The sequence below is a fragment of the Pradoshia sp. genome (assembly GCF_051873915.1).
Classification (GTDB): Bacteria; Bacillota; Bacilli; order Bacillales; family Pradoshiaceae; genus Pradoshia.
Map to the genome: position 1 here is coordinate 1 of NZ_JBJEFJ010000090.1, position 11793 is coordinate 11793.

The following is an 11793-nucleotide window of genomic DNA, read 5'->3' on the forward strand; positions in this document are numbered from 1 at the left end:
AAGATGGGATTTCTTTGATTCAAACGGCTGAGGGTGCTTTGAATGAAACTCATTCCATCCTGCAACGTATGCGTGAACTAGCAGTACAATCTGCGAACGATACGAATACAGATGATGATCGTGCTGAATTACAAAAAGAGGTTACTCAATTAGTCTCTGAACTAGATCGTATTGCTAATAATACAGAATTTAATACTAAAAATCTAATAAATGGCGATCTTGGTATTAGCTTTGACAACAATTCAACAGCTTCTGATATTTTACAAGAAGCCTCATTTGAGAAGTTTAACTCATCGGCTGGTTTAAGTGCAGTCAGCTATACATTATCATTTGATACTGACCACTATACATTAGTAGATGATGCAGGTAATGGAATCAACTTAGTATCAACTACTGAGCCTACGGCAGTAGCAGGTAGTATGTCTACTATTACTTTTGGTGGTGCAAATGGCGAAACTTTGTCAATTGAGGTCAATGACCAATATACTACTGGTGCCTTAGATGGCAAAAAAATTAACCTGACTGGTTCAGGGGATTTGAAATTCCACATTGGGTCTAATGAAGGGCAAAATATTGCTGTTGCAATCAGTGATATGCGAGTAACTGGTGGTAAAACTGCTGAGATGTCAGCTTTAGCTACTGTTAATATTTCAGATCAAGTTGGAGCAGATAACGCAATTACTACAATCAATGATGCTATCACTAAAGTGTCTGAAACAAGAGCAGGTTTAGGTGCAGTCCAAAACCGACTAGAGTACACAATCAACAACCTAAACACATCTTCTGAAAACCTAACAGCTGCTGAATCCCGTATCCGTGACGTAGACATGGCGAAAGAAATCAGCGAGCAAACCAAACAATCCATCCTTGCTCAAGCTTCTCAAGCGATGCTTGCTCAAGCGAACCAACAACCACAAAACGTTCTTTCCTTGTTACGTTAATCATATGGTTAGAAACTACCGTGCCAGCCTGGCACGGTAGTTTGGTCTATGAAACAATAGAATGCATAAAAGATAGTAGCCATCAGCCAATAAATACTATACAATGAATTTTGTAAAAAATGTAAAAGTGAGTATAAAGATATATGAACGTAGTCCGATAATATCTATGTAAGACATAAAACCTCATAATGTGTACTCAGGACGAGTAAATAATGCTTATTGAAGTGCCGCAGGAAGCGGGCCGGATGCATTATTTGCTCTTTTTTTATGTGTGAAGCCAGTCAGAGCGGGTAATGTTCTTCAAGGGGGTTCTTACAAATTGACCACTTTTCTCAAGGAGGAGGGACCACACAACATGCTAGTACTTGGCAGAAGACCAGGGGAATACATTCAAATTGGTGATGATATCACCGTCAAAGTTGTCAAAAGCGATGATGGACACCTTCGTTTAGCCATCGATGCCCCGAAGCATATCAAAATCACGCGCGGGGAATTAGTCGAAGCAAACAAAGGGTCGAAATAAATAGTCTCATGGACGAGCGGGCTAAAGCAGCCGGGGCAATGAAGCCTCACCTGCAAAGCCCGCTCGTCTTTTCTTATGCGTTATTTCTGAAAGCACCCATCCTAGGTCAGGGCTTGCTTTCATTAATATAAATAAAATAGCTGGTGGAAAAGGAAGTCCACCGTAAGATTCCAAGGAGGAAAAAAGAATGATTATTAACCACAATATTGCCTCACTTAATACGCAAAATGCATTGACGAAGGCGAATAATGCGCAAGGGAAAAGTATGGAGAAGCTGTCTTCTGGTCTTCGTATCAATAAGGCTGGAGATGACGCAGCGGGTTTATCTATTTCTGAAAAGATGCGCGGCCAAATCCGCGGCCTTAATCAAGCTAGCCGAAATGCACAGGATGGGATTTCGATGATTCAGACAGCTGAAGGTGCTTTGAATGAAACTCATTCTATTCTACAGCGTATGCGTGAGTTGGCTGTACAATCATCCAATGACACAAACGTCGCAGCAGATCGTGAAGCATTAGATGCTGAATATCAAGCGCTTGCGATAGAAGTGGATCGTATCTCTGATGAAACTGAGTTTAACCAACAAAAACTCTGGGATGGCACTACTACAGCTGTGGATTTCCAAGTTGGTGCAAACAAAGAACAAAAAATTACTTATACATTTAGTAATGCAAACTATGCCACATTATCAACTGTTAATTCAATAGCAGGTACGGTTGGAGATTTAAAGGATAAAGCCAATTCTCAAGCAGCTATTGAGCCAGTAGATGTTGCAATCGCGACTGTTTCGAAACTGCGTTCTGGACTTGGTGCTGTTCAAAATCGTTTAGAGCACACAATTAACAACCTGGGGACCATTTCCGAAAACCTTACAGCCGCCGAATCCCGCATCCGTGACGTCGACATGGCAAAAGAAATCAGCGAGCAAACCAAACAATCCATCCTTGCCCAAGCATCCCAAGCCATGCTCGCCCAAGCAAACCAACAACCGCAAAATGTACTTCAATTATTGCGTTAATCTATCTTTTACCGGAGACCTGCTCATGCAGGTCTTTTTTTCTATATTGTATTACTGATTTGAAGGAGTGGTTAGAAACAGTATCACCAATTATATGCGCTCTCCTATTTTTCGCAGAAGGGGGGAGACTCCTGTGGGAAGAACAAGCTAATCGAGACCCCGCAGTGCGCAGCACGAGGAGGCTCGATGCTTGCCCACGGAAAGCGACTCCCTTCTGCGAAAAATACTTAGGACAAATAACCTATCTTTCAAGGCAGCGCCCTCACCTTCCTAAAATTCTCCCCTCCCCATCCGATATATGAAATAACAATGAATGCAGAGCGAGGTGCAAGGATATGGTAAACGGCATTTCCGGCTATACTGCCGGTAAGGCAGTCGAGCAGCCAGTGAGGCTTCCAGCTGTCGTACGAAGCAATGCCACGCAGGCTTCCGTCCAGGAAAAGCTCCCATCTCAAGAACGGACTCCGATGACCGACGAACAAATCCAGCAGAAACTAATGGAAACAACGCAAGCGATGAATCACTTTCTTGGACCGATGAAAACCTCCCTGAAATTTGAAATGCATGAGGGACTCGAGAAAATGTATGTCTCCATCGTTGATGCAGCAACAGGCGATGTGCTGAAGGAAATTCCTTCGAAAAAGCTGCTCGATATGTATGCCTCAATGGCCGAGAATATGGCGTTATTCGTCGACAGAAGAATATAAGGATGTGAAGGCAAATGGCAATCCGGGTATCTGGGTTAGCAAGCGGGATGGATATTGACTCCATCGTCAAGCAATTGATGGATGCAGAAAGACTTCCGCTTAATAAATTGAAGCAAAAGAAACAGATTCTTGAGTGGAAGCGGGATGATTACCGCTCGATGAATACGCTCCTGACCGATTTTCGCTCTAAGGTGCTGAACATGAAACTCAGCTCAAGCTACGGGGCGAAGCAAACGAGCAGCTCAAACGAGTCCTATGTAACCGCAACAGCGTCCTCATCTGCCAGTACGGCAAGCTATCAGCTCTCCAATGTGACGAAGCTGGCGACATCAGCGAGCCTGACAACCGTGAATAAACTATCTGCCAGCGCAGACAGCAAAATCAGCACAAGCAGCTCCCTGCTTTCCATGAATAGTCAATTCGCGAACGCCATCACTTGGGCTGAAGGCAGCGTCGAGACGGCGAAATTCACGGCCACTGGTTCGACGGTCGAACTTCCTCTCGCGGAAGGAACCACCTTACTTGATCGTCCAATCAGCATAAAGGTGGCTGGAAAGGCCCTTAAAGCGGATGAATACACGATTAACAATGGCATCATCACATTCACAAACACACCAGAAGTCAACGCCGCCATTGAAGTGAATTACGTCACAGATAAAAAGGTAGAAAAGATCTCCCTTGCAGAAGGAGCAACAAGCTTTACCTTATCGAAAAAAGCAATCGCCGAGAATTCACTTACCATCAATGGCCAAGCTGTTACCATTGACGCGAATAATACCTTCACCGCTGGTTCTCTATCAGGAAAGATTGATTTTGCCACTGGGCAGGTAACGTTAAATAGTGCGGTGGATGCGGCTGCCGAGATTACGGTCGCCTACAAGCAAAAGTACACCGCAATGGATGTGGAGACCACCACCTCTAAAGGAGCGATGCAGGAGACCTTCCTCTTTTCGGCTGACCAGTCGATGAGTAATGTCATCAGCAAAATCAACTCCTCCAAGCTTGGGGTTACGATGTTCTATGATGCCAACTCTGACAGTCTATCCGTAACAAGAACAGAGACAGGCAGCTTTGAGGCAAATGATATCCAGTTCGGCCAATCCGATTTGACCAAAGCCTTGCAGCTCGATACGGCACGTTACCAGGCAGGAACAGATGCGGAATTCACCCTTAATGGCATCACGACTACCCGCTCAAGCAATAACTTCATGATAGACGGGGTAACGTTTAACCTGAAGCAAACCTTCTCAGGTGCGGTCAATATTGGCATTACAAGTGACACGACAGCTGTTTATGACAATATTAAGAGCTTTGTAGATTCCTATAATACACTGATCAGCGAGATTACGAAGAAAACAGGCGAGGAACGGAAACGTGACTATCAGCCGCTATCTGATGAAGAGCGCGAGGGTTTGACAGAAGCCCAGGCTGAGAAGTGGGACAATATCGCAAAGGCTGGCTGGCTTCGCAATGATGCAACCCTTCGAAGTGTATTGACCTCCATGCGCCAAAGCATGTCCAATACGGTAAGTACGGCAACCGGCACGTTTAAGACGCTTAGCAGCATCGGCATTACAACAACTGCGAACTATTTAGACGGCGGGAAGCTGGAAATCAATGAAACGAAATTAAAGCAGGCGCTTGAGGATGACCCGGAAAGCGTACAGGCCTTATTTGCCTCAGCAGAAGGAATTGCCTCCAAGCTTCAGGCGAATATTACGGAAGCAACCGATAAGCTGAAGGCAAAGGCAGGAAATGCGTTCAGTACGAATGCGACTTTTACGATCGGCCGGGATTTGAGTGATGTAGAATCCCGCATTACACGGTTTGAGGATAAGCTCTTGAATATTGAAGATCGCTATTATGCACAATTTACAGCGATGGAGAAGGCGATTCAGAATGCGAATAGCCAATCAAGCTATCTATCATCCTATTTCTCCAGTTAAAGAGAGGAAGTGCACGAATAAATGGCTTTACATAATCCCTATCAGGCTTACCAATCCAATGCCGTCACAACGGCTTCTCCTGGTGAATTGACGCTGATGCTTTATAATGGCTGCCTCAAGTTTATCAAGGCAGGCAGAATGGCGATGGACAACAAGGAGATCGAGAAGCGGAATGAGAATCTCCTGAAGGCGCAAAATATCATTAACGAGCTGCGAGTGACCTTGAATATGGAGATCGAGGTCTCGAAGAATATGATGGCGATGTATGATTACATTTTGCGCCGGCTGATTGAAGCGAATATGAAGAATGATCCGGCCATCCTGGATGAGGTGGAGGAGCTCGTCGTAGGCTTGCGTGACACCTGGAAGCAGGCGATTCAATTAAACCGGCAGAAACAATTTGCCGGAGGAGACCGGGCATAATGATAAAAAGAACTGGCAATCTGCCAGTTCTTTTTTTATATCGTTATTCATTTCCGTCTAAATCTTTCAGCTTGTACCCGGCTGCATTAACTAGGGCTCCCAGTAGAATCTGGAGTGTTCCAACCGCCAGAACTGGGAAGAGCTCCACGCGTCCCGTAGCATAGGAAATGATATTGAGTAGGATAAAAAAAGCAAGAAGGCTATTAAACAATTTGATATATTTTATCAAAATCATGGTGCGTATCCCCTTTTGCTGAATAAGTAAAAATAATCCAATTGATTATAGTATAGTATTTTGGATGGTAGAATCAACTGTTTTTTAGTACAGAATGAAATTATTATACGTGAATTAATCGTTGAATAGGTAAAAAGACATATATTTTATCAGCTGGTAAATCCGTTTGGGTCTATTTCTCTATTTCTCTCTCCATCCTTACGTTTTTTTCCTATCTACCGATAAAGAATGTAAGGGAATAATCGAGGTGGGAAGAAATATGCAGATTCAACTAACGGATACCAATCAAGCTGCTGCGGCTGGAACGAGACCATTAGCTATTGGGCAGGTATATACGGTCTCGATCAAAGAACGATTATCCTCATCGGCTGCTGTCGTATCCTTAAACGGAAGAGAGATGAAGATGGCCTTTGAAGGCGGGGTTCCGAGTGAACAGCGGATACTAATAGAGATTACGAGCAGACAGAACGACACTGTAATCGCGAAGCAAGTTGCCAAAAATGTTGAATCAGCGCAGAGCGGGACATCGCTTGATTTGGACGGATTATTAAGGACGGCGGGCCTAGAGGGCGCTTCTTTGAAAGAGGTTCAGCAGGCGGCAAGAATACTGCTTGATAAAGGCTATTCGATGACAAGCGAGCTTGCGAAAATGCTTCAGCAATGGATGAAAACAGAAGCAGGATCGGTTGCGCAGAAGTTGGAGACCATTAAGGCAGCGGCCGGCCGTGGATTGGAGATGACAGATTCCCATTTAAAGGCCATACATACCGCCCTGCATGGAGAATCCATCAGCAAGGTGATGGAGGAAGTGGGGAAGGAACTGCCGTTGCTTGAGAGCAGGAGAGAAACGTCCTCTATCCTACGGTTAATCGCTGCCATCGAATCGAGTGAAGATGATGCATTCATCCGCAAGCAGGTACTGGCATTCATCAAGGGTGCAAAGCTTGATGCAGGTGAGAAGGGTGCTCTTTTAAAGAGCCTGCCAGAGGGTAAAACCGCCATTTTACACACCCTTCATTCACTTGGGCAAAAAGGGAGCGGAGAGGCCGTGTTAACGGCAGAAGCAGAGATGTTGAAGAGCCTGCTGAAAACCATTCAAAGACAGCCGGATATGGAGCAGGTGCTCAACCAGGTGAGGACTTTCTCACAAGATGACCGTGTTCAGCGAATGGAGAACTATACGGATTTTAGCACCGCTGTCGCAAAGGCGGAGGGCTTATCAGCCAGTGGACGAGAGCTTTCAGCGCGAAAGGTATTGACGGAAGCACTCGGGCAATTGGAGGAAAGAAATCCAGAGCTGAGGCAGCCGGTTAAGGAGGCTCTATTGACGGCAGAGGAACTGAACTCAATTAGCCAGGCTGTTCAATCATTGAAGCTTGATTCAAAGAATATTCTCGTCACAGAAATTAGTCAGCGACTCGCTCAGCTCACGATTGATTTCAAACAGACGAAACGGGATATCGGGAAGAATCTTGATCAATCCCTGCAGCTGCTGTCCAATCGTCAGCCCCAAGTGAAGCAGGTTCTCGAGTCAACGATTAAACAGCTCGATACGGCGATCTTAAAAGGGGATTACATGCTTTACGCTGATATGGGCACAGAGAAAAAGCTCCTCCTGGCAAGCAGCCGGCTTCAGGAGGCACGGTCTTTATTAATGAACGGGAATTTTGGCGAGGCAAGCCAGATTGTCCGCGAAGTAAAGGCTTCAGTCGAAGGACTTGTCTTTAAGCCATCTGACGTGAAGGTGAAGCATTTCGTCGCCGGAATGGAGGAGCAGCAAGTCCAGGTTTATAAGCCTGAACAGCCATCAGGCCGTCAAATGCTTGAGCTTATCCGCAAGCTTGGAATGATGAATGAAGCAGATACAGTGAAGGCGCTCTTGGATGGAAAGCAGCCTGAGGCGCGGGCGAACGTAAAGTCTGCCTTGCTGCATGCCCTGAATGACGGGGGGCTTAATCCGAAGCTTGCAGCTCAGGCTGAGCAGGCCGTACAGACAATCACAGGCCAGCAATTGCTTGCAAAACCTGATTCATCCGGTCTGCAGCAGCTTGCCCTTCATCTGCCGCTCATGCTGCAAAAGCAGGTGGAGGATGTGAAGGTATTTGTCCAAGCAAACGGCGAAAATGAAACGTTAGACTGGGAGAACTGCAGTCTGTACTTTGTGCTGGAAACGAAAAGACTTGGGGAGATCGGCATATCACTTACTGCCAATAACCGCAATCTGTTCATCACTTTTACGAGTGATAAGAAGGACTTATCACAAAGATTAGAGCCTTTGGCAGAAACGACATTCGAGCGGCTTGGCGAGATTGGCTATTCGATTGGAACGGTTCAAGTCAAACCGTTCAAGCGGGAAACAGAAGAAATGGAGCAGCAAGCACGTACGCCAATCATCAATCCCTTTGCGGGGAAAGGATACGACCGGACGATATGAGGTATGTCAATCAGATGAATCGAAGGAAAGTGAATGGGCCGAGTGCCGCTGTCCTGCGTTATAAGGAAGGTCAGGAAAGCGCACCGCAGCTCGTTGCGCACGGAACCGGCAGCGTGGCCCAGAAGATTATTGAAATGGCCCGTCAGAATGATATCCATCTGCAGGAGGATGAGACCTTGGTCAGTCATCTTCTTGATTTGGACTTAGGTGATTCCATCCCTCCGCAGCTCTATGCGGTCATCGCGGAGATTCTTCTATTACTGGAGGAACTGGATAAAGAATACGGCGGGTGAACCGATATAAAAACTAGAAAATAGGTGGAGGTTGACGATGGAATATTTAACAGAAGAGTTGATTGTCCAGAAATCGTCCCAAGAGTTAACAGCCCTTCTGTATGAAGGCTTAATTGGTCATTTGGAGGAGGCGCTTGGCTGCATTGAGCAAAAGAATATGATAGCGGCGAATCAGAGCCTGCAAAAGGCGAGTGACATCATTCAGCGGCTAGGCGTCGGTCTGCGCTATGAGGCAGGACCGCTGGCGGAGAACTTGGACAGCCTTTACAACTATATGGCTGATCGGACCATCGAGGCCAATTACCGTAAAGATACGGATCAAATCAAGCATGTAAAAGAACTCGCTGAAACACTTGCCGCTGCCTGGAATGAAGCCATGCACAGGAAAGAGCAGTCATCATCGGTCATGCAAAAGGTATCTGCTTATGAAAACCACGTCATGAGAACAAAACGATAATAGAGAACGAAGGAGCTAATACGGATGAAAATCAATCATAATATTGCTGCCCTGAATACATATCGCCAGCTTGCCGCAAACCAAGCGAACTCTGCGAAAAACCTGGAGAAACTATCCTCCGGAATGCGCATCAATAAGGCAGCGGATGATGCGGCTGGTCTATCTATTTCGGAGAAAATGCGCTCGCAAATCCGCGGTCTTGATGTAGCGGAGCGCAATGCGCTTGACGGTATTTCATTGATTCAAACAGCGGAAGGCGCCCTATCGTCTGTGACGGAAATCCTGCAGCGGATGAGAGAGCTCGCTGTACAAAGCTCAACCGGTACGAATACAACCGAGGACCGAGATGCCATTCAAACGGAAATTACCCAATTGAAGCTAGAGATTGACCGGATAAGCGATACGACGGAATTTAACAAACAAAATCTAATGGGAGCAAATACAACTTTCTCCCTCATGGTCGGTGCAAATGCAGCGCAAACCATTGATGTGGCCATCAGTAAAATGGATTCTGCGGCCCTCGGATTAACGAATGTAAACTTAACAACAGCTCAGGGTGCGAACACGGCCATTACGACTCTAGATGCTGCTTTGAAAACGGTCACGGCCCAGCGCTCCAGCCTTGGTGCCATGCAAAACCGTCTGGAATACACGGTCGAAAACCTTTCAAGCATGAATGAAAACATTACGGCTGCTGAATCACGCATCCGTGATGTAGATATGGCACTTGAGATGACAGAGTATACAAAGAACAATATCTTGAATCAATCTGCTCAAGCGATGCTTGCTCAAGCAAACCAGATGCCACAAGGTGTACTGCAATTATTACAATAAGCTTTATTTTGAGGTGGGTTTGTGGACGTACAGCGAATAGGAAAGACTGCCTTACATAAGGCAGATCGGAAGGGAGAAGCGGCCAAGGGTACCATTTCCTTTAAGGAGGTCATTGGCACGCGCCGTGCGGATATGACGTATGAAAGACTCAGCAGAAAAATGCAGGAGATTGAGGCGCAAGGCAAGGTGCTTGCCGATACGCAATCCATTGACCACCTGCGCAAATATAAAAAGCTCGTCAAGGATTTCATGGATGATGCCGTCAAGAGCGGCCTGCAGCTTGAGGAGCGGCGCGGCTTCAGCCAGCGTGGTTCGGCGAAAGTCTACAAGCTGGTGAAAGAGGTCGATCAGAAGCTGCTCGAATTGACGAATGCGGTCTTGGATAAAGAGGAAAAGGGTCTCAGCCTGCTCGGGATGATTGGGGAAATACAAGGGATGCTTATCAATATTTATACATGATCGAACAAGGGCCCTGACGAATTGTCACGGCCTCTTTTTACAAAGGAGGGGTGAAGCTTCGTGAAAGCGTTGGAAGACTATTATCAAGTCACGAAGGAAATGATAGAGATGCTTGAGGGAGAGGAATGGGAGAAGCATCGGGAGAAGGCTATTGTGCAGCTTGACAGCTCCATCCTCAAGCGGGAGAAGCTCCAGCTGGAGATCAAGCCCCCTTTTTCGGATGCAGAACGAGCATTGGGTGAGCGCTGTGTCGCTTTGAACCTGAGACTGTCTGAACTAATGGGAATGAAAAAGCAAGAGATTGCGGCAGAAATCAAACGGGTCAAGGTTCAAAAGCGGCATAATCAAAAATATGCCAATCCCTATGAATCGGTTATGACAGATGGATTTTATTATGATAAGAGGAAATGATTACAACTTCGAATTTATTGTGACATCTAGTGCTTTTTCTTAGTCAGATAGGGTATACTAATAGTGTAATCTCAAAATCCTGAATTGTTCAAAAATAGACAAACATTTGTCGATATTAGCAGGATGTTCTTTGGGATTAATAGAATATAATAGTTATAGAAGGTAGAGAAAAGGAGGACTCACTTATGAATTACAACATTCGTGGTGAAAACATTGAGGTAACTCCAGCAATCAGAGATTACGTAGAGAAAAAAGTTGGAAAATTGGAAAGATTCTTTTCTGATACGCCAAATGCCAATGTACATGTTAATCTGAAAGTTTACGCTGATAAAAACGCAAAAGTTGAAATTACCATTCCGCTTCCAAACCTTGTATTGCGAGCAGAAGAAACCAACACAGATATGTATGCGTGCATTGACATTATTAACGATAAATTAGAAAGACAAATTCGCAAATATAAAACAAAAATCAATCGTCGCTCCCGTGACACAGGCAAAGAAGTATTCGTCACTCCAGAAGGCGACCTTGAACCAGAAGTGCAAGAAGATGAAGACAAGCTTGAAGTTGTCCGTGTAAAACGCTTCGATCTTAAACCAATGGACAGTGAAGAAGCCATCCTTCAAATGGACATGCTCGGCCACAACTTCTTCATCTACACAGATGCAGAAACAGACGGCACACACATCGTCTACAAACGTAAAGACGGTAAATACGGTTTGATTGAAGCCGTTAACTAAGTTGATACAGGAAAGGCGGAGGACCCGATGGGTTTTCCGCCTTTTTAATTTTGGTTTGTATGGGAGCAATCCTGGAATGCCCCAGAATCAAAACAGGGTAATTTTATCATGTATTTGAACGGAATCCGCTGAAAAGAGCAGGATTTTCTTCAAAAACACCCCGCAGCTTGTCTATTTTGACCTTTGGCGGGATGATGGGCCTCTTTTTCTGCTTGGAATAAGCCTGATTTCATGGTTTATGGGCGAACGGCAAGATTTAAGGGCGAAGATATGAGGGTATGGGCGAAATCCAGCTCGTATGGGCGCATGGACTGGTGTAAGGGCGCAAATCCATGTATCTAGACAAACAGCTATGTCAAAATGAGACAATAATAG

The 11793-nt window shown here is 45.5% G+C and carries 14 protein-coding genes; 13 read left to right on the top strand and 1 reads right to left on the bottom strand.

The window, feature by feature from the left end; all coding sequences use genetic code 11:
• The 6 genes from ACI35L_RS08525 to fliS (ACI35L_RS08550) form a co-directional block, all read left to right on the top strand.
• A partial coding sequence (locus tag ACI35L_RS08525) for a flagellin (RefSeq protein WP_439802663.1) occupies window positions 1-941 on the top strand: 941 nt, incomplete at its 5' end.
• Between the two features lie 355 nt (window positions 942-1296).
• Window positions 1297-1464: a carbon storage regulator gene (locus tag ACI35L_RS08530; protein ID WP_049669423.1), complete on the top strand. Its 168-nt coding sequence runs from the start codon at window positions 1297-1299 to the stop codon at window positions 1462-1464.
• 187 nt (window positions 1465-1651) lie between these two features.
• On the top strand, window positions 1652-2482 hold the full coding sequence (locus ACI35L_RS08535; RefSeq protein WP_439802664.1) for a flagellin N-terminal helical domain-containing protein: 831 nt from the start codon (window positions 1652-1654) through the stop codon (window positions 2480-2482).
• 335 nt (window positions 2483-2817) lie between these two features.
• Window positions 2818-3189, top strand: coding sequence for a flagellar protein FlaG (locus ACI35L_RS08540; RefSeq protein ID WP_053103697.1), 372 nt, complete (start codon window positions 2818-2820; stop codon window positions 3187-3189).
• Window positions 3190-3203: 14 nt separating this feature from the next.
• Window positions 3204-5135 carry a flagellar filament capping protein FliD gene (fliD, locus tag ACI35L_RS08545; protein ID WP_439802665.1) on the top strand — a complete coding sequence of 644 codons (1932 nt, stop codon included), beginning with the start codon at window positions 3204-3206 and terminating at the stop codon, window positions 5133-5135.
• 21 nt (window positions 5136-5156) lie between these two features.
• The gene (gene fliS, locus ACI35L_RS08550) at window positions 5157-5558 is read left to right on the top strand and encodes a flagellar export chaperone FliS (RefSeq protein ID WP_049669426.1); all 402 of its coding nucleotides are present in this window, start codon (window positions 5157-5159) and stop codon (window positions 5556-5558) included.
• A gap of 43 nt (window positions 5559-5601) precedes the next feature.
• Here fliS (ACI35L_RS08550) and ACI35L_RS08555 read toward each other — a convergent pair whose 3' ends face one another.
• A complete protein-coding gene (locus tag ACI35L_RS08555; protein ID WP_049669427.1) occupies window positions 5602-5793 on the bottom strand; it encodes a hypothetical protein in 192 nt (63 codons plus the stop codon).
• A 259-nt stretch (window positions 5794-6052) separates the two neighbouring features.
• Here ACI35L_RS08555 and ACI35L_RS08560 point away from each other — a divergent pair, with 259 nt between their 5' ends.
• The 7 genes from ACI35L_RS08560 to hpf all read left to right on the top strand — a co-directional run bounded on the left by ACI35L_RS08560 (window position 6053) and on the right by hpf (window position 11418).
• Window positions 6053-8227, top strand: a complete 2175-nt coding sequence (locus ACI35L_RS08560) for a hypothetical protein (RefSeq protein WP_439802666.1) — start codon at window positions 6053-6055, stop codon at window positions 8225-8227.
• Window positions 8224-8520 carry an EscU/YscU/HrcU family type III secretion system export apparatus switch protein gene (locus ACI35L_RS08565; RefSeq protein WP_439802667.1) on the top strand — a complete coding sequence of 99 codons (297 nt, stop codon included), beginning with the start codon at window positions 8224-8226 and terminating at the stop codon, window positions 8518-8520. Before ACI35L_RS08560 ends, ACI35L_RS08565 begins: the two co-directional genes overlap by 4 nt.
• A 37-nt stretch (window positions 8521-8557) precedes the next feature.
• The gene (gene fliS / locus ACI35L_RS08570; protein WP_049669430.1) at window positions 8558-8977 is read left to right on the top strand and encodes a flagellar export chaperone FliS; all 420 of its coding nucleotides are present in this window, start codon (window positions 8558-8560) and stop codon (window positions 8975-8977) included.
• 24 nt (window positions 8978-9001) lie between these two features.
• Window positions 9002-9811 (top strand): flagellin N-terminal helical domain-containing protein, encoded by an 810-nt coding sequence (locus tag ACI35L_RS08575; protein ID WP_049669431.1) that lies wholly within the window; start codon window positions 9002-9004, stop codon window positions 9809-9811.
• Between the two features lie 21 nt (window positions 9812-9832).
• Window positions 9833-10270, top strand: a complete 438-nt coding sequence (locus ACI35L_RS08580; protein WP_439802668.1) for a YaaR family protein — start codon at window positions 9833-9835, stop codon at window positions 10268-10270.
• A 60-nt stretch (window positions 10271-10330) separates the two neighbouring features.
• Window positions 10331-10681, top strand: a complete 351-nt coding sequence (locus ACI35L_RS08585; RefSeq protein WP_439802669.1) for a flagellar protein FliT — start codon at window positions 10331-10333, stop codon at window positions 10679-10681.
• Window positions 10682-10866: 185 nt separating this feature from the next.
• A complete protein-coding gene (gene hpf / locus ACI35L_RS08590; protein ID WP_049669434.1) occupies window positions 10867-11418 on the top strand; it encodes a ribosome hibernation-promoting factor, HPF/YfiA family in 552 nt (183 codons plus the stop codon).
• Window positions 11419-11793 lie beyond the last annotated feature (375 nt).